The organism is Streptomyces chrestomyceticus JCM 4735, assembly GCF_003865135.1.
Lineage (GTDB): Bacteria > Actinomycetota > Actinomycetes > Streptomycetales > Streptomycetaceae > Streptomyces > Streptomyces chrestomyceticus.
Window position 1 is genome coordinate 2681606 of sequence record NZ_BHZC01000001.1, and the last position, 18320, is coordinate 2699925.

General features: G+C 72.6%; 16 protein-coding genes and 1 pseudogene. 3 read left to right on the top strand and 14 right to left on the bottom strand.

Translation table 11 applies throughout. From position 1 onward, the window contains the following. Window positions 1-6: 6 nt before the first annotated feature. From EJG53_RS10900 to rimP, 8 genes are all read right to left on the bottom strand, one after another. Window positions 7-975: a bifunctional riboflavin kinase/FAD synthetase gene (locus tag EJG53_RS10900; RefSeq protein WP_125044687.1), complete on the bottom strand. Its 969-nt coding sequence runs from the start codon at window positions 973-975 to the stop codon at window positions 7-9. 341 nt (window positions 976-1316) lie between these two features. After that, complete coding sequence (gene truB, locus EJG53_RS10905) at window positions 1317-2300, bottom strand: tRNA pseudouridine(55) synthase TruB (protein WP_125044688.1); 984 nt, start codon at window positions 2298-2300, stop codon at window positions 1317-1319. Continuing rightward, entirely contained in the window at window positions 2300-2746 is a 447-nt protein-coding gene (rbfA, locus tag EJG53_RS10910) for a 30S ribosome-binding factor RbfA (RefSeq protein WP_031009518.1), read from the bottom strand. The genes truB and rbfA overlap by 1 nt, the downstream gene beginning before the upstream one ends. Window positions 2747-2801: 55 nt before the next feature. Further along, window positions 2802-3098, bottom strand: a complete 297-nt coding sequence (locus EJG53_RS10915) for a DUF503 domain-containing protein (protein WP_125044689.1) — start codon at window positions 3096-3098, stop codon at window positions 2802-2804. Window positions 3099-3228: 130 nt separating this feature from the next. Further along, a complete protein-coding gene (gene infB, locus EJG53_RS10920) occupies window positions 3229-6315 on the bottom strand; it encodes a translation initiation factor IF-2 (protein ID WP_125044690.1) in 3087 nt (1028 codons plus the stop codon). A gap of 148 nt (window positions 6316-6463) precedes the next feature. After that, window positions 6464-6775 carry a YlxR family protein gene (locus tag EJG53_RS10925; protein ID WP_125044691.1) on the bottom strand — a complete coding sequence of 104 codons (312 nt, stop codon included), beginning with the start codon at window positions 6773-6775 and terminating at the stop codon, window positions 6464-6466. Between the two features lie 168 nt (window positions 6776-6943). Next, entirely contained in the window at window positions 6944-7936 is a 993-nt protein-coding gene (gene nusA / locus EJG53_RS10930; RefSeq protein ID WP_031009511.1) for a transcription termination factor NusA, read from the bottom strand. A gap of 2 nt (window positions 7937-7938) precedes the next feature. After that, complete coding sequence (gene rimP / locus EJG53_RS10935) at window positions 7939-8472, bottom strand: ribosome maturation factor RimP (RefSeq protein ID WP_031009509.1); 534 nt, start codon at window positions 8470-8472, stop codon at window positions 7939-7941. A gap of 199 nt (window positions 8473-8671) precedes the next feature. On the opposite strand from rimP, the gene EJG53_RS40610 reads away from it, so the two are divergent. The 3 genes and pseudogenes from EJG53_RS40610 to EJG53_RS10950 all read left to right on the top strand — a co-directional run bounded on the left by EJG53_RS40610 (window position 8672) and on the right by EJG53_RS10950 (window position 10777). Next, complete coding sequence (locus EJG53_RS40610) at window positions 8672-9202, top strand: hypothetical protein (protein WP_244955607.1); 531 nt, start codon at window positions 8672-8674, stop codon at window positions 9200-9202. A gap of 73 nt (window positions 9203-9275) precedes the next feature. Next, the gene (locus EJG53_RS10945) at window positions 9276-9806 is read left to right on the top strand and encodes a ferritin-like domain-containing protein (RefSeq protein ID WP_125044693.1); all 531 of its coding nucleotides are present in this window, start codon (window positions 9276-9278) and stop codon (window positions 9804-9806) included. Between the two features lie 54 nt (window positions 9807-9860). Continuing rightward, window positions 9861-10777 (top strand): annotated as a pseudogene (locus EJG53_RS10950) (aminoglycoside phosphotransferase family protein). A gap of 81 nt (window positions 10778-10858) precedes the next feature. Here EJG53_RS10950 and EJG53_RS10955 read toward each other — a convergent pair. From EJG53_RS10955 to dxr, 6 genes are all read right to left on the bottom strand, one after another. Further along, complete coding sequence (locus tag EJG53_RS10955; RefSeq protein WP_125044694.1) at window positions 10859-12559, bottom strand: proline--tRNA ligase; 1701 nt, start codon at window positions 12557-12559, stop codon at window positions 10859-10861. Between the two features lie 119 nt (window positions 12560-12678). Further along, complete coding sequence (locus tag EJG53_RS10960; RefSeq protein WP_125044695.1) at window positions 12679-13212, bottom strand: GNAT family N-acetyltransferase; 534 nt, start codon at window positions 13210-13212, stop codon at window positions 12679-12681. A gap of 76 nt (window positions 13213-13288) precedes the next feature. Next, window positions 13289-14134: a GNAT family N-acetyltransferase gene (locus EJG53_RS10965; protein ID WP_125044696.1), complete on the bottom strand. Its 846-nt coding sequence runs from the start codon at window positions 14132-14134 to the stop codon at window positions 13289-13291. A 204-nt stretch (window positions 14135-14338) separates the two neighbouring features. Then, a complete protein-coding gene (gene ispG / locus EJG53_RS10970; RefSeq protein ID WP_125044697.1) occupies window positions 14339-15496 on the bottom strand; it encodes a flavodoxin-dependent (E)-4-hydroxy-3-methylbut-2-enyl-diphosphate synthase in 1158 nt (385 codons plus the stop codon). 191 nt (window positions 15497-15687) lie between these two features. Beyond that, entirely contained in the window at window positions 15688-16989 is a 1302-nt protein-coding gene (locus tag EJG53_RS10975; protein WP_125044698.1) for a M50 family metallopeptidase, read from the bottom strand. After that, a complete protein-coding gene (dxr, locus tag EJG53_RS10980; RefSeq protein ID WP_125044699.1) occupies window positions 16986-18257 on the bottom strand; it encodes a 1-deoxy-D-xylulose-5-phosphate reductoisomerase in 1272 nt (423 codons plus the stop codon). The genes EJG53_RS10975 and dxr overlap by 4 nt, the downstream gene beginning before the upstream one ends. Window positions 18258-18320: the final 63 nt, after the last annotated feature.

Genomic DNA, 18320 nt, shown 5'->3' on the forward strand with positions numbered 1-18320 from the left:
GCGTCGTCAGCTCCCGGCTTCTGCCTCGGCCTCGGCCGCCCCGATCAGCTCGCGCGTCTCCTTCACGTCGACCGCCATCCGCTCCAGCAGCCCGTCGAGCGTCTCGAACTTCTCCATGCCGCGCAGGTACGCGTAGAAGTCCACCGCGACGTGCAGGCCGTACAGTTCCAGGCCGACGCGGTCGATGGCGTGCGCCTCGACGGTCCGCGCGGTGCCGTCGAACTGCGGGTTGGTGCCGACCGAGATCGCCGCCGGCATCTTCTCGCCGTCCGCGTGCAGCCAGCCCGCGTACACCCCGTCGGCAGGGATGGCGGTGTGCGGCAGCGTCTCCACGTTCGCCGTCGGGAAGCCCAGTTCCCGGCCGCGCTGGGCGCCGCGCACCACCTCGCCCTCGACCCGGTGCGGCCGTCCCAGGACCTCCCGCGCGCCCGCGACGTCGCCCTCGGCGACCAGCCGCCGGGTCAGCGTCGAGGAGAACGGCTCGCCGCCGCCCGCCGTCCCGCGCTCGAACAGGTCGACCACCTCGACCGCGTAGTCGTAGGTGCCGCCCAGCTCCGCGAGCGTCTCGACGGTGCCTGCGGCCTTGTGTCCGAAGCGGAAGTTCGGCCCCTCGACGACGAGCTGCGCGTGCAGCTTGTCGACCAGGACCTTGACCACGAAGTCGGCCGGGGCCAGCTTCGAGAACTCCTTGGTGAACGGCAGGATCAGCACCGCGTCCACGCCGAGGCCCGCCATCAGCTCCGCGCGCCGCTCGTGCGGCGCCAGCAGCGGCGGGTGGGTGCCGGGCCGTACGACCTCGCTGGGGTGCGGGTCGAAGGTGACCACCACGGCCGGTACACCCAGCTCCCGGGCGCGCGCCACCGTCTTCCCGATGATCAGTTGGTGCCCGCGGTGCACGCCGTCGTAGGAGCCGATGGTGACGACGCTGCGTCCCCAGCCCTCGGGGATGTCCTCCAAGCCACGCCAGCGCTGCACTGTGCCCGCTCCTCGCCAGAACTCTCGTCCGTCACTGCGCCGGGAAGAACCCGGTCGGATCCGGGCACCCTCGGCCTTACGCAGGTCTAAGACTGCCATGCCTCGCGCATCGGTTCGCGGGAAGGGTCACCTCGCTTCTGTGGAGTGCGGCACCCCCGGGCGCGTGGTCCGCCGTCCCGGCCCGCGCGTGTCACCCGTACGCCGGAGCACGCCGCCGCCGTCCGCGCCCCGCCGGTCGGAGCCACCGGGCCACCCGGCGCGGCGGGTATGGCGACGGGCGGCGCCGTGGGTACGGCACCGCCCGTCGTACTGCTCCGGCCTGCCCGGGAGAGGGCACCCGGTCACTCCGCGAAGACCGCCAGGCTCTTCGCCCGTCCGCCCTGGTTCTCCAGCAGCGCCAGGAACGTCCCGTCCGGCGCGAACGCCGCCGCGGGCCGGGCCGGGCCGTCGCCGTCCTCGTCGAAGCGCGGCATCGGGATGCGCACCCCGTTGGTGAGCAGCCGCGCCTGGTCGAGGGTGACGTCCCAGCGCGGGAAGGCCGCGGCCGCCGCCTCGCCGATCGGCATGACCGGCAGGCCGCCGCCCGCCTCGTCGTCCACGGCCGTCTGGAGCTGCTCCAGCGTGCGGGCCCGGTCGAGCTTGTACGGGCCCACCCGGGTACGCCGCAGCGCGGTCAGGTGGCCGCCGACGCCGAGGGCCTCCCCGAGGTCGCGGGCGAGCGCCCGGATGTACGTACCGGAGGAGCACTCCACCGAGACCAGCAGGTCGGTGACGGGCGTGCCGTCCGCCGCCTCGGCCTCCTCCACGGAGTAGACGACGAAGGAGGAGACGGTCACCGGACGGGCCGGTATCTCCACGTCCTCGCCCTTGCGCACCCGTGCGTAGGACCGCTTGCCGTCGATCTTGATGGCGCTGACCTTGGACGGCACCTGCATGATCGCGCCGGTCAGCTCCGCCACGCCCGCGTCGATCGCCGCCCGGTCCAGGCCGTGCGCGGCCTTGGAGGCGGTGATCTCGCCCTCGGCGTCGTCGGTGACCGACGTCTGGCCCAGCCGGATCGTGCCGACGTACTCCTTCTCGGTCAGCGCGAGGTGACCGAGCAGCTTCGTGGCGCGCTCGATGCCCAGCACGAGCACGCCCGTCGCCATCGGGTCGAGCGTGCCGGCGTGCCCGACGCGGCGGGTGCGGGCCATGCCGCGCATCTTGGCCACCACGTCGTGCGAGGTGAAGCCGGCCGGCTTGTCGACGATGACCAGGCCGTCCGGCGCCCCCTGCTTGGCGCGGGTGCGCTCGACACGCTTCGCGCCGGTGTTCTCGCGCTTCATTACTGCGGGGTGTCCTCGTCCTCGTCGCCCGGCTTGCGGTACGGGTCGGCCTCGCCCGCGTACGTGGCGCCCGAGGACGCCTCGCGCACCTTGGCGTCCGAGGCCCGTGCCTTGTCGAGCAGGTCCTCGATGGTCTTGGCGTTCTCCGGCAGGGCGTCCGCGACGAAGGTCAGGGTCGGCGTGAACTTCACGCCCGCCGCCTTGCCGACCTCGGAGCGCAGGATGCCCTTGGCGCTCTCCAGCCCGGCGGCCGCGCCGGCCCGCTCCTCGTCGTCGCCGTAGACCGTGTAGAAGACCGTCGCCTCCCGCAGGTCACCGGTGACCCGGGTGTCCGTGATGGTCACGTGGCTGCCGAGCCGCGGGTCCTTGATGCCGCGCTGCAGCTTCTGGGCGACCACCTCCCGGATGAGGTCCGCCAGCTTCTTCGCCCGCGCATTGTCGGCCACTGGTCCGTCTCCTTCTGTGTCTTTCACCATGGTGCGTGTGGCGCCGACGACCCGCTCAGTCGTCATGGTCGCCGTGGACCCGCCGCCGTACCGACAGCAGCTCCACTTCGGGCCGTGCGGCGACCAGGCGCTCGCAGCGGTCCAGTACGTCTGTGAGGTGCCCCGTGTCCCCGGACACCACCGCGAGTCCGATGGTGGCTCTGCGGTGGAGATTCTGCTCGCCGACCTCCGCCACGCTGACCGCGTACTTGCGGTGCAGTTCGGCGACGATCGGGCGGACGACGGAGCGCTTCTCCTTCAGCGACCGTACGTCGCCGAGGAGGAGGTCGAAGGACAGCGTCCCTACGTACATGCGGTGCGGGTAAGGCCACCCGTGGGGCACTAGATGCCGACTGTACGAACTGTTTGAACCGTACAGGCAACGGCCGGGGCCGATCGACGGAATTTCTCCCGCCGACCGGCCCCAGTCGGTCACTGCGTGATCAGCCGCGCGGCTTCTCCCGCATCTCGTACGTCGCGATGACGTCGTCGACCTTGATGTCGTTGAAGTTGCCGAGGTTGATACCGCCCTCGAAGCCTTCGCGGATCTCGGTGACGTCGTCCTTGAAGCGGCGCAGACCCTCGATGTTGAGGTTCTCCGCGACGACCTTGCCGTCGCGCACCAGGCGAGCCTTGGTGTTGCGCTTGACCTCGCCGGAGCGGATGAGCACACCCGCGATGTTGCCCAGCTTGGACGACTTGAAGACCTCGCGGATCTCCGCCGTACCGAGCTCGACCTCTTCGTACTCCGGCTTGAGCATGCCCTTGAGGGCCGCCTCGATCTCCTCGATCGCCTGGTAGATGACCGAGTAGTAGCGGACGTCGACGCCCTCGCGCTCGGCCATCTGCGTCGCGCGGCCTTCGGCGCGGACGTTGAAGCCGATCACGATCGCGTCGGAGCCGGACGCCAGGTTGATGTCGGACTCCGTGACCGCACCGACGCCGCGGTGCAGGACCCGGATGTCGACCTCTTCGCCGACGTCGAGCTGGAGCAGCGAGGACTCCAGGGCCTCGACCGAACCGGACGCGTCGCCCTTGATGATGAGGTTGAGCTGCTGGACCTCGCCGGCCTTGAGCACCTTGTCCAGGTCCTCCAGCGACACCCGGCGGGTGCGCTTGGCGAACGCGGCGTTGCGCTCACGGGCGGCGCGCTTCTCGGCGATCTGGCGGGCCGTGCGGTCCTCGTCGACGACCAGGAAGTTGTCGCCGGCACCCGGGACGTTGGTCAGACCCAGCACCAGGACGGGGGTCGAGGGACCCGCTTCCTGCACGTTCTGGCCCTTGTCGTCGAGCATCGCCCGGACACGGCCGTACGCGTCGCCGGCCACCATCGTGTCACCGACGCGCAGCGTGCCGCGCTGGACCAGGACGGTCGCCACGGCGCCGCGGCCACGGTCGAGGTGAGCCTCGATCGCGATGCCCTGCGCGTCCTGCTCGGCGTTGGCCCGCAGGTCGAGCGAGGCGTCCGCGGTCAGGACCACGGCCTCCAGCAGCTCCTCGATGTTCAGGCCCTGGCGGGCGGAGATGTCGACGAACATCGTGTCGCCGCCGTACTCCTCGGCCACCAGGCCGTACTCGGTGAGCTGACCGCGCACCTTGGTCGGGTCCGCGCCCTCGACGTCGATCTTGTTGACCGCGACCACGATCGGCACGTCGGCCGCCTTGGCGTGGTTCAGCGCCTCGATCGTCTGCGGCATCACACCGTCGTTGGCCGCCACCACGAGGATCGCGATGTCGGTCGACTTGGCACCACGGGCACGCATGGCGGTGAACGCCTCGTGACCCGGGGTGTCGATGAAGGTGATGCGGCGCTCTTCGTCGTTGACCTCGGTCGCGACCTGGTAGGCACCGATGTGCTGGGTGATGCCGCCGGCCTCGCCCGCGATGACGTTGGTCTTGCGGATCGCGTCCAGCAGGCGCGTCTTACCGTGGTCGACGTGACCCATGACGGTCACCACCGGCGGACGCGCGACGAGCATCTCCTCGCCGCCCTCGTTCTCGCCGAAGTCGATGTCGAACGACTCCAGGAGCTCGCGGTCCTCCTCCTCCGGGGAGACGATCTCTACGACGTAGTTCATCTCCTCGCCGAGGAGGTGCAGCGTCTCGTCGGAGACGGACTGCGTCGCGGTGACCATCTCACCCAGGTTCAGCATGACCTGGACGAGCGACGCCGGGTTGGCGTTGATCTTCTCGGCGAAGTCCGTCAGCGAGGCACCGCGCGACAGGCGAACCGTCGCACCGTTGCCGCGGGGCAGCATGACGCCGCCCACCGACGGGGCCTGCATGGCCTCGTACTCCTGGCGCCTCTGACGCTTGGACTTGCGACCGCGGCGCGCGGGGCCGCCGGGACGGCCGAAGGCGCCCTGCGTGCCACCACGGCCACCGGGACCACCCGGACGTCCGCCGAAGCCGGGACGGCCGCCGAAGCCGCCGCCACCACCGGGACCGCCGCCACCGGGACGACCGGCGAAACCGCCGCCGCCACCCGGACGACCGCCACCGCCGCCACCGGGACGGCCGGCGAAGCCGCCGCCGCCCGGACGACCGCCGCCACCGGGACGACCGGCGCCACCGGGACCGCGACCGCCGCCACCGGGACCCGGACGCGGGCCGGCGGCCGGGCTCTTCGGCATCATGCCGGGGTTGGGACGGTTACCGCCGCCGGGACGGGGACCGCCCTGGCCCGCACCCTGCGGACGGGGCATGCCGCCCGGGGTCGGACGGTTGCCGCCGGGAGCCTGCGGACGGGGACCGCCCTGGCCACCCTGGCCGCCGCCCTGCGGACGCGGGCCGCCGGGGGCACCCTGGCCGCCGGGACGCGGCGCGCCACCGGGACGGGGGGCCTGCGGACGGGCCATGCCGGTGGAGCCACCGGACGTGAAGGGGTTGTTGCCCGGACGCGGACCGGACGGACGGTTGCCGCCGGGACGCGGGGCGCCGCCCTGGCGGTCGCCGCCGGGACGGGGGGCGTTGCCGCGGCCCTGACCACCCTGGCCGCCGCCCTGGCCACCCTGCTGCGGGCGGGCCGGACGCGGACCGGGGGTGGCGCCCGGCTTGGGAGCCGGGGCCGACGGCGGGGCCTGGAACTCGGGCTGCGCGGGGGCGGCCGGAGCGGGCTTGGGCGCCGGGGCCTTGGGGCCCGGCGTGGGACGCGGACCCGGGGCCGGGGCCGACTTCGGGGCCTCGGCGGGAGCCGCCGGGGCCTGGGACTGGGGTGCCTCGGGGGCGGCCGGCGCCGGAGCCGCGGGGCCCGGCTTGGGGGCGCCCGGCTTCGGGGCGGCGGGACGTGCCTGCGCCGGGGACGGCGCGGGCTTCGCGGGCGCGCTCTTGCGCGGCGCCGCGGGCTTGCCGGCGGCACGGCCGTTGCCGTTGCCCGCCTGGAAAGCGTCGGTCAGCTTGCGAACAACCGGCGCCTCGATCGTCGAGGACGCCGAACGGACGAATTCACCAAGTTCTTGGAGCTTGGCCATGACGACCTTGCTCTCAACGCCGAACTCCTTGGCGAGTTCGTATACCCGGACCTTAGCCACTTCGCTCCTTCTAGGTCCGGGTGTCCACCGGACCGTCGCTACTTCATGGGCGTACTCATCGCGTACTCATCGAGTGCTCATCGCAATCTCGACCTACTTCCGACTCGCGAGGTACCTGACCGCACGGTTTTCCGTGCGCTGTGCTTTCTTACGGTGTTGCCTGATCAACCGGTGCAGCTTGATCAACATGCGTCCGTTCCACGAACCGGCGCAAGGCCGTCACGTCGAACGGTCCCCGGCCCCGGAAGGCCCGGGGGAAGACCCGGCGGCGGACCGCCAGATCGAGACAGACCCGGGTCCGGTGCAGGTAAGCACCCCGGCCGGGCAGCGTACCGCGAGGATCGGGGACACACTCGCCCTCGATCGCCACGATCCGCAACAGATCGTCCTTGGCCGCTCGCTCCCGGCACCCCACACAGGTGCGCTCAGGGCATACGCGGGCATGCGTCCGGCCAGACACTGCTTAAGTCTACCTCCCCGCGCCGACCTCACCCCTACGGGGTAATGCCCGAACGGTCGCTCAAAATTCCGGTGGGCCGCCACCGATTTTCCGGCTGCGGCCGCACCCCGGTCCGTCCCGGACCGCCGCCGGGCGCGGGGACCACCCGCGCCCGGCGGCGGTCCGGGATCACTCCTGGCCCGCGCCCTGGTCGGTGTCCGGGCGGATGTCGATGCGCCAGCCGGTGAGGCGGGCGGCGAGCCGGGCGTTCTGCCCTTCCTTGCCGATGGCCAGCGACAACTGGTAGTCGGGCACGGTCACCCGGGCGGACCGGGCCGCGAGGTCGACCACCTCGACCTTGCTGACCCGCGCGGGCGACAGCGCGTGCGCCACCAGCTCGGCCGGGTCGTCCGACCAGTCGACGATGTCGATCTTCTCGCCGTGCAGCTCGGCCATGACCGCGCGCACCCGGCCGCCCATCGGGCCGATGCAGGCGCCCTTGGCGTTCAGCCCGGAGCGGGTGGACCGTACGGCGATCTTGGTGCGGTGACCCGCCTCACGCGCGATGGCGGAGATCTCCACCGAACCGTCGGCGATCTCCGGCACCTCCATGGCGAAGAGCTTCTTCACCAGGTTGGGGTGGGTGCGGGAGAGCGTCACGGACGGGCCGCGCACACCCTTGACCACCCGGACGACGTACGAGCGCAGCCGGGTGCCGTGCGCGTACTCCTCGCCGGGGACCTGCTCCTGCGCCGGCAGGATGGCCTCCAGCTTGCCGATGTCGACCAGGACGTTCTTCGGGTCCCGGCCCTGCTGGACGACGCCCATCACGACGTCGCCCTCCCGTCCGGCGTACTCGCCGAAGGTGATCTCCTCCTCGGCGTCCCGCAGCCGCTGGAGGATGACCTGCTTGGCGGTGGTCGCCGCGATCCGGCCGAAGCCGGACGGGGTGTCGTCGAACTCACGCGGCTCGGCGCCCTCTTCGAGGTCGGCCGGGTCCTCCTTGGCCCACACCGTCACATGTCCGGTGTTGCGGTCCAGCTCCACCCGCGCGTGGCGGCGGCTTCCCTCGGTGCGGTGGTACGCGATGAGGAGGGCCGACTCGATGGCCGCGACCAGCAGGTCGAACGAGATCTCCTTCTCCCGTACCAAACCCCGCAGGGCACTCATGTCGATGTCCACGGCTACGCCTCCTCCTGGCTCTCGTCGTTCTGCTCGGCGCGGTCGTCGCGCCCCTGGTCCTGCTTGCGGTTGAACTCGATCTCCACGCGCGCCTTGGCGATCTCGGCGAAGGCGACCCGGCGGGCGGTGGGCTTGCGCCCCTTCACACCCGGTACCTCGAGGTCCAGACCCTCGTCGTCCATGGCGGTGATGCGCGCCACCAGTTCGCCGCCCTCGTGGAGTTGGGCCTTGACGAGGCGGCCGACGGCGCGGCGGTAGTGCCGCGGCTCGGTCAGCGGGCGGTCGGCTCCGGGGGAGGTGACCTCCAGCGTGTACGGGGCGCCGCCCATCACGTCGGAGTCGTCGAGTGCCTGCGACGCCTCGCGGCTCAGCTCGGCACACTCGTCGAGCTGTACGCCGTCGTCGGAGTCGACCACGATCCTCAGCACACGCCGCTTTCCGGCCGGTGTCACCTCGATCTCTTCCAGATCCAGGTCTCGCGCGGCGACGAGCGGTTCAAGCAGTCCGCGCAGCCTCTCGCTCTGGGTGGTGCTCATCCGGGTGACTCCTCGGCCGCGTGTGCTGTTGTGGGAAGGTCGCGTGTCGGGTCAAAGCCTAGCTGTTCCGGCGGGGTACTGACGATTCGGTGGCCGGTCACGGATACGCTCGCCTGCGGTGATCACTACGGCCGCCCCCTCTGAAGACCCCGGGAAGTCACACGTGCACAACGTCGCGCTCACGCGCAGGAGGACCTTGCTGGCCGGTTCCGTGCTCGGCGGGACGGCCCTGCTGCTCACCGGCTGCTCGGACGGTTCCGGTCCGCGTGACGGCCGGAAGGACGCGGACGCGGCGGCGGACACGCGGCTGCGCGCGCAGGCCGCGCGGGACAGCTCCGCGCTGCTCGCCCGGTACGACGCGACGCTCGCCGCCCACCCCGGGCTCGGCGAGCGGCTGCGGCCGCTGCGCGCCGAAGTGGCGCGGCACGCGGCGGCGTTCGGGGCCTCCCCCGCGCCCGCCGCGTCCGGCGTCCCGTCCGCCCGGCCGCGTACGGGCGCCTCGGCCGCCGCGGCTCCGTCCGCCTCCTCGGCCGCCCCGTCCGCCCCCGCCGTCCCGCCCGACGAGAAGCAGGCGCGTACGGACCTGGCGGCGGCGGAACGCCGTACCGCGGACGCCCGCGCCACGGCCCTGGTGAGCGCGGCGCCGGAGCTGGCCAGGCTGCTGGCGTCGGTCGCGGCGGCGGGCGCGGCGCACGCGTATCTGCTCACGCTCACGGAGGACGGCACGTGAGGAACGCCGCAGCGGCGGCCGCACGCACGACGGGACAGCGGCCGGGCCGGAGCCCGGTCACGGAAGGGGCACGATGCTGACATCCACGGCGGCGCGTACGGACGCGGCGGAGGGCGACGCGCGCGGCGCCGAGCTGCGGGCGCTCCAGGCCGCGCTGGCGGCCGAGCACGCGGCCGTCTACGGCTACGGCGTGGTCGGCGGCCGGATCGGCGACGACCGGCGCAAGGAGGCGCGCGAGGGCTACGACGCGCACCGCGCGCGCCGGGACGAGCTGCGGCGCGGCGTACGGGACCTGGGCGGTACCCCGCGGGCCGCCGCGGCCGCCTACGCGCTGCCGTTCCCGGTGCCGGACGCGGCGGCCGCCGTCCGGCTGGCCGCGGAGCTGGAGGACCGGGTGGCGGCCGTGTACGCGGATCTCGTACGGGACGGTGCCGGGGCGCGGCGCCGGGACGCGGCCGGGGCGCTGCGGGAGGCCGCGGTGCGTGCGGTGCGCTGGCGCGGCAGCGGCGTAGCCTTCCCTGGGCTCGCGGAACGGGCCGGCGGCGGCAGCCCGACCGGCACCCCGTCCGGCCCGGCGCCCGGCGCCGCCGCGGACCGGCACTGACGGCCGCCCGCACCGGGAGGTCACCGAACGTCCACCGAAAGGGACAGCACAGGCATGGCTACGGCACCCATCGAACCGCCGCGACGGCTGGTGAGCGCGCTCGGCGGCGATCCGGACGGCCCGGCCGGTGCCTGGCTGGAAGCGCTGCCCGACCTGGTGCGACAGCGCCTCGACGCCTGGGAGTTGACGCCGGAGCGGGTGCACGAGCCGGGTGGCCGCAGCAGCCTGCTCGTGTACGTGCGGCAGGCCGACGGCACACCGGCCGCGCTGAAGTTCCCGGCTCCCGGCCGTGCGCCGGCGCACGAGGGCGTGGCGCTGGCGCAGTGGGACGGCTGGGGCGCGGCACGGCTGCTGCGCGCCGACGCGGACAGCGGTGCGCTGCTCCTGGAGCGTTTGCAGGGCGCGGTGTCCCTGCGCTCACTGCCGGAGGCCAAGGCGCTGCTGGAGGCGGCCGGCACGGTACGGCGGCTGTGGGTGTCCCCGGCCGACGGGCACCCCTTCGCGTCCCTGGCGGGCCGTACGGAGGAGGCCGTCGACGAGCTGCGCGCCCTCGGGGCGGCGACCCCGGCCGCGGGGCCGCTGCTGGACGAGACGCTGGAGCTGCGCCGCGCGCTGCCGGCCGACGCCCCGAGGACGTCCTGTTGCACGGCGCGTTCCGGCAGGGCAAGGTGCTGGCCGGGGAACGGGCGCCGTGGCTGGCGGTCGGCCCGTCGCCGGTGGTCGGCGAGCGGGCGTACGACCTGGCCTGGCTGGTGCTGGACCGCTTCGAGGACCTGGCGGCCGGCTCCGGGGCGGCCTCTGCGGCCCGGCGCCGGGTGGCCAAGCTGGCGGACTCCCTGGACGTGGACCGGGACCGGCTGCGCAGTTGGACGCTGTACCGGGCGGTGGACTCGGGCGTGCGCGAGATGACGACGACGGGCGGCGACGTGCAGCGCGGTGAGCTGCTGCTGGAGTTCGCCACCTGGCTGTAGGGGCGGCCCGGCCGTAGAGACGGCCCAGGGGCCGGGCGGGACCGGGAGGCCGGTCCCGCCCGGCCCCTGGGCCGCTGTCCGTCAGGCGCTCAGCCGGGCGACGGCCTCCTCGACCGTCAGCTCCTCGCGCTCGCCCGTACGGCGGTCCTTCAGCTCGACCACGCCCTCGGCGGCGCGGCGGCCCGCGACCAGGATCTTCGGGATGCCCAGCAGCTCGGCGTCGGTGAACTTCACGCCCGGCGAGACGCCCGCCCGGTCGTCCACCAGGACGCGCAGGCCCGCGGCGCCCAGCTTGTCGCCGACCTCCAGGGCCAGCTCGGTCTGCTTGGCCTTGCCCGCGGCGACCACGTGCACGTCGGCCGGGGCGATCTCGCGCGGCCAGCACAGGCCCGACTCGTCGAAGGTCTGCTCGGCGAGGGCCGCGACGGCGCGCGAGACGCCGATGCCGTACGAGCCCATCGTGACGCGCGCGGGCTTGCCGTTCTGGCCGAGCACGTCGAGCTGGAAGGCGTCCGCGTACTTGCGGCCGAGCTGGAAGATGTGGCCGATCTCGATCGCGCGGTCGATGCGCAGGCCCGCGCCGCAGCTCGGGCAGGGGTCGCCCGGCTCGACCACGACGACGTCCAGGTACTCGTCGACCTCGAAGTCACGGCCCGCGACGACGTTGCGCGCGTGCTTGCCGTCCTTGTTGGCGCCGGTGATCCAGGCGGTGCCGGGGGCGACCCGCGGGTCGGCGAGGTACTTGAAGGACTTGCCGGCCAGGCCCTGCGGGCCGACGTAGCCGCGGACCAGGTCGTCGCGGCCGGTGAAGTCCTCGGCGGTGACCAGCTCGACCGTGGCCGGGGCCAGGTGCTCGCCGAGCTTGCCGAGGTCCACCTCGCGGTCGCCGGGCACGCCCACCGCGACGATCTCGCCGTCGACCTTGACCAGCAGGTTCTTCAGCGTGGCGGAGGCCGGGACGCCCAGGTGCTCGGCCAGCGTCTCGATGGTCGGGGTGTCGGGGGTGTCCAGCTCCTCGACGGGGCCGTGCCCGCTGCCGTCCACCGCCGGGACGGTGACCGTGACGGCCTCGGTGTTGGCCGCGTAGTCGCAGGCCGGGCAGTCCACGAAGGTGTCCTCGCCGGCCGCGGCGGGGGCCAGGAACTCCTCGGAGGCGGAGCCGCCCATGGCGCCGGAGACGGCGGAGACGATGCGGTAGTCCAGGCCCAGCCGCTGGAAGATCTTCTGGTACGCCTCGCGGTGCAGGCGGTACGACTCCTCCAGGCCCTCGTCGGTGGTGTCGAAGCTGTACGAGTCCTTCATCTGGAACTCGCGGCCGCGCAGCACGCCGGAGCGCGGGCGGGCCTCGTCGCGGTACTTGGTCTGGATCTGGTACAGCATCACCGGCAGGTCCTTGTAGGACGTGCACTGGTCCTTGACCATGAGGGTGAAGATCTCCTCATGGGTCGGCCCGAGCAGGTAGTCCGCGCCCTTGCGGTCCTTGAGCCGGAACAACTGGTCGCCGTACTCCTCCCAGCGGCCGGTGGCCTCGTACGGCTCCTTGGGCAGCAGGGCCGGCAGCAGCACCTCCTGCGCGCCGATCGCGTCCATCTCCTCGCGGATGACGCGCGAGACGTTCTCCAGCACCTTCTTGCCCAGCGGCAGCCAGGTCCAGATGCCGGCGGCGGTGCGGCGGACGTAGCCGGCGCGCACGAGCAGCTTGTGGCTGGCGGTCTCGGCGTCGGCCGGGTCGTCGCGCAGCGTCTTGATCATCAACCGGGACATGCGCTGGACCTGGGCCATGGTGATTCTCCTGCGTAAGAAAGGTGACTTCCGCGAGGTTATCCGGAGGGACACGCCCCACGGAAATGGGATCCGCGCCGCGGCCGCCCCGTATACGCCCCGTGCCCGGTCCCGCCCGGTCAGCGTTTGAGCGGCAGGGGCGCGCCCATCACCGCGTACGGCAGCGGGGCGCTCGGGAACAGCACCCGGCGGGCCAGGTCCTGGTAACCCAGGGAGCGGTACAGGCCGCGGGCGGGGCTGTCGGTGTCGATGGCGGACAGGATGCTCCGGGGTTCGGCCGCCTCGTCGGTGATGCGGGTGATCAGTTCGCGGCCGATCCGCCGGTTCTGGAAGGCGGGCAGCACATGCAGCTCGGTGATCACGAAGGAGTCGTCGAGCCAGTGGTCCCGGTCCTGGTGGCGCAGGTACGGCTCGACGACCGTGGACCACCAGTGCGTACGGCTGTTGGGCATCCCGTAGACGAAGCCGACCAGCCGCCCGCCGGGCGTGGTGGCGCCGAGGGCGCGGGCCCCGGGGCTGGTCAGATGCCGCAGGACGATGTGGCGGCGGACGCCGATCTCGTCGTCCGTCAGTCCGAACGCCAGTGCCTGCACGGCGAGCGCGTCGTCCACACGGACGGCGAGATCCAGGGGGCCGACCGCGACGTCATCCATGGTCGGGAGCGTACAAGGCACCGGGCCGTAAGACGATCGGCCGACGGGCCCGGAGCGGGCGGCGGGGCGCCGGTGGCTAGAACAGCACGCTCATGAAGGCCCCGGTCTCCTCGAAGCCCACCCGCCGGTACGCGGCCCGCGCCGCCGTGTTGAAGTCGTTCACGTACAGCGAGGCGACGGGCGCGACCTCGGTGAGCGCGTAGCGCAGCACGGCCGCCATGCCGGTCTCCGAGAGGCCCTTGCCGCGGAACTCGGGGGCGACCCAGACGCCCTGGATCTGGCAGGCCCGCTGGGTCGCGGCGCCGATCTCGGCCTTGAAGACCACCTTGCCGTCGTCGACGCGGGCGAAGGACCGCCCGGCGCCGACCAGCTCGGCGACGCGCGCCTGGTAGAGCAGCCCGCCGTCGCCGGCCAGCGGCGAGATGCCGACCTCCTCGGTGAACATCGCCACGCACGCGGGCATGATCACGTCCATCTCGTGCTTGCCGATGCGCCGGACGTACGGGTCGGGCTCGACCTCGGTGGCGAAGGCGGACGTGACCATCAGCGGCTGGTTCGCGCGGATCTCTCGGGCCGGGCCCCAGGCGGGCTCCAGCAGGGACCACAGCTCGGCGGTGGGCCCGGCCGGGCCGACGATCGAGGAGCAGCGCCGGCCCTGGCGGCGGGCCCGCTCGGCGAAGCCGCGTACCGCTTCGGGGGTGGCGCAGACGGGGACGAGGTTGGCGCCCGCGTAGCACAGCGACTCCAGGCGGCCGTCCGTGTACCAGCCCCACATCTCGCCGCCGAGCCGCCAGGGGTCCAGCCCGGCGACCTGGACGCGGGCGGCGACGAAGGCGTTGGCGACGGGGTCGCGGTCCAGTACCGCCAGTGCGGCGTCGAGCTCCCCGGGCTCCAGAACCTTGGTGGTCGTGGTCGTCAGCACGTGTCGGAAAGCCTCACCTTTACGGGCCTGGGAGGCCAGGCAACTGCAGGTCCTGGCACTTTACCTCCCCGGCGGCCGGGCAGCGGATCCGCTGCGGGTACCGCACCTGGCGCGGTTCACGCACGAGCCCCGCCACCGGTGTGGTCCGGTGGCGGGGCTCGTGGGGCGCGCCAGGCGCCGGGGGCTGTACGGGAGGGCCGGGGATCAGCCGGCGACGGCGATGGTGGGCTCGCCGGAGGCCACGCCGTCCTTCTCCATCTGCTCGGCGATCTTCATGGCCTCTTCGATGAGGGTCTCGACGATCTTCGACTCGGGCACCGTCTTGATGACCTCGCCCTTCACGAAGATCTGGCCCTTGCCGTTGCCGGAGGCCACGCCCAGGTCGGCCTCACGGGCCTCGCCGGGGCCGTTGACGACGCAGCCCATGACCGCGACGCGCAGCGGCACCTCCATGCCCTCCAGGCCCGCCGTCACCTCGTCGGCCAGCTTGTACACGTCCACCTGGGCGCGGCCGCAGGACGGGCAGGAGACGATCTCCAGGCGGCGCGGGCGCAGGTTCAGCGACTCCAGGATCTGCAGGCCGACCTTGACCTCCTCGGCCGGCGGGGCCGACAGGGAGACGCGGATCGTGTCGCCGATGCCCTCGCTCAGCAGCGCGCCGAAGGCCACCGCCGACTTGATCGTGCCCTGGAACGCCGGGCCGGCCTCGGTCACGCCGAGGTGCAGCGGGTAGTCGCACTGCGCGGCGAGCTGGCGGTACGCGTTGACCATCACGACCGGGTCGTTGTGCTTCACCGAGATCTTGATGTCCCGGAAACCGTGCTCCTCGAACAGCGAGCACTCCCACAGCGCCGACTCCACCAGGGCCTCGGGCGTCGCCTTGCCGTACTTCTGGAGCAGGCGGCGGTCGAGGGAGCCCGCGTTCACGCCGATCCGGATCGGGGTGCCCGCGTCGGAGGCCGCCTTGGCGATCTCCTTGACCTTGTCGTCGAACTGCTTGATGTTGCCCGGGTTCACCCGGACCGCGGCGCAGCCCGCGTCGATCGCGGCGAACACGTACTTCGGCTGGAAGTGGATGTCCGCGATGACCGGGATCTGCGACTTGCGGGCGATGACCGGCAGCGCGTCGGCGTCGTCCTGGGTCGGGCAGGCGACCCGGACGATCTGGCAGCCGGACGCGGTCAGCTCGGCGATCTGCTGGAGCGTGGCGCCGATGTCGGACGTCCGCGTGGTCGTCATCGACTGCACCGAGACCGGTGCGTCCCCGCCCACGGCGACCGGTCCGACCTGGATCTGGCGGCTGACCCGGCGGTCGGCCAGCTTGGTCGGTACGTCCGGCATTCCCAGTGAAATGGCAGTCATCTGGCGAGCAACCCCAAGGTGTGGATCTAGGTCCCGAGATCGGATCCCGAGATCGGCGGGCTCCGGCCTTCGAGATTACGGCACGAGGGTTGCGGTGGGCACATCGATCCCCTCCTGCCCCCCGTTGGGGGGCGGAGGAGCACCCATGTGCGCGGTTTGGGCGGCTACCGCACCGGGCAGCGCCCCGGTACCTAGGTCAGCTTCACCGGATTCACCACGTCCGCCACCAGCACCAGCAGCGTGAAGCAGATGAAGATCCCGGCGACCACATAGGCGACCGGCATGAGCTTGGCCACGTCGAAGGGGCCGGGGTCGGGGCGGCGGAAGACGCGGGCGAAGGCCCGGCGGACCGACTCCCACAGCGCGCCCGCGATGTGCCCGCCGTCCAGCGGCAGCAGCGGCAGCATGTTGAACAGGAACAGCGACAGGTTGAACCCGGCGACCAGGAAGAGCATGGTCGCCACCCGCTGCTCCGGCGGGATGTCCAGCGAGAAGACCTCGCCGCCGACCCGGGCCGCGCCGACCACGCCCATCGGGGAGTCCTGCTTGCGCTCGCCGCCGTTGAAGGCGGCGTCCCACAGGTCGGGGACCTTGGCGGGCAGGTGGACCAGCGACTGGACGCCCTGTTCGACCATGCTGCCCATGCGGTCCACGGACTGGCCGAAGGTCTGCGGGACGATGCCGGTGGCCGGGGTGAAGCCGAGGAAGCCCGCGGTGACGTACTCGCCCGGCACGTACGAGCCGTTGCCGTCGGTCTTGGCGACCTTGTTCTCGATCAGGTCCGCGTGCAGTTGCTGCCGCTTGCCGTCCCGCTCGACGGTGATCGTCGCCGGGCCGGTGGTGTCCCGGATGCGCTGCTGGAGGGTGGCCCAGTCCGGTACGGGCTTTCCGTCGAAGTCCACGATCTTGTCGCCGGCCCGCAGGCCCGCGGCCTTGGCCGGGGAGTCCTTGGCGCCGGCCGTGCACTTGTCGGTCTTGGCGGAGGCCGCTATCACGCAGTCCGAGACCGAGCCGACCTGGGTGGTCTGGGTGTTGATGCCGAAGCCCATCAGCACGCTCATGAAGATCACGACCGCGAGGATCAGGTTCATGAACGGCCCGGCGAACATCACGATGACGCGCTTCCAGGGCTTGCGCGTGTAGAACAGGCGCTTCTCGTCACCGGGCTGCAGCTCTTCGAAGGCGGCCGAACGGGCGTCCTCGATCATGCCGCGCCAGGGGGACGTGGACCGGGCCGTTATGGCGCCGTCCTCCCCCGGCGGGAACATCCCGATCATGCGGATGTAGCCGCCGAGCGGTATGGCCTTGATCCCGTACTCGGTGTCGCCCTTGCGGCGCGAGAAGAGCGTCGGCCCGAAGCCCACCATGTACTGCGGCACCCGGATGCCGAACATCTTGGCCGTGGACAGGTGCCCGAGCTCGTGCCAGGCGATCGAGAAGAGCAGGCCGACGACGAAGACGACTATGCCCAGAACGGTCATCCATGTCGTCATGCGCGAGCCTCCGATGTCGTACGGGCCGCTCGGGCGGCCAGCTCACGGGCGCGGGCGCGCGCCCAGGTTTCCGCCTGCAAGACGTCCGCGACCGTGAGGGAGGTTCCCCTGGCCGGCGTACCGTGCTCCGCGACCGCCTCGGCGACCGTATCGACAATTCCTGTGAACGGCAGCCCGCCCTGCAAGAACGCGTCGACGCATTCCTCGTTGGCGGCGTTGAAGACGGCCGGCGCGGTGCCGCCCAGTTCACCGACGTGGCAGGCCAGCGGCACGGACGGGAACGCCTCGGTGTCCAGCGGCAGGAAGTCCCACTGGTGGGCCCTGGTCCAGTCGATGCCGGGGGCGGCGTCCGGCACCCGGTCCGGCCAGCCGATGCCCAGCGCGATCGGCATCCGCATGTCGGGCGGGCCGGCCTGGGCCAGGGTGGAGCCGTCGGTGAACTCCACCATCGAGTGGATGTAGGACTGCGGATGGACGACGACCTCGATCCGGTCGAACGGCACGTCGTACAGCAGATGCGCCTCGATGACCTCCAGCCCCTTGTTGACCAGGGTCGCGGAGTTGACCGTGATGACCGGGCCCATCGCCCAGGTGGGGTGGGCGAGCGCCTGCTCCGGCGTGACGGACGCCAGCTCCTCCTTCGTACGGCCCCGGAACGGCCCGCCGGAGGCGGTGACGACCAGCTTGCGCACCTCCTTGCGGGGGCCGCCCAGCAGGCCCTGGAAGAGGGCGGAGTGCTCGGAGTCGACGGGCACGATCTGGCCGGGGCGGGCCGCGGCCTTCACCAGCGGGCCGCCGACGATCAGCGACTCCTTGTTGGCGAGCGCCAGCGCGCGGCCCGCCTCCAGGGCGGCGAGGGTGGGCGCGAGGCCGATGGAGCCGGTGATGCCGTTGAGCACGGTGTGGCAGGGGGACGCGGCCAGCTCGGTGGCCGCGCCGGGCCCGGCGACGATCTCCGGCAGCGGCTCCCCCGCGCCGTACCGGGCGGACAGCGCCTCGCGCAGCGCCGGCACCACGTCCTCGCGGGACACCGCCACCGTACGGACCCGCAGCACGTGCGCCTGCTCGGCCAGCAGCGCCACCCGGCCGCCGGCCGCGGACAGCGCGGTGACCCGGAACCGGTCGGGGTTGCGCAGCACCAGGTCGACGGCCTGGGTGCCGATCGACCCGGTCGAGCCGAGGATCACGATGTCGCGCGGCCCGTCGCCGCCGCCGGTGAGCGGGGCGGGGGTGAAGCGCAGATGCGGGTCAGCGAGGGTGTCCGTCATGGGGACCATTGTTGCCGGTCCGGGCGTGGCCGTGAGCCGCAGGGGATTGTCAGTGGGTCGTGG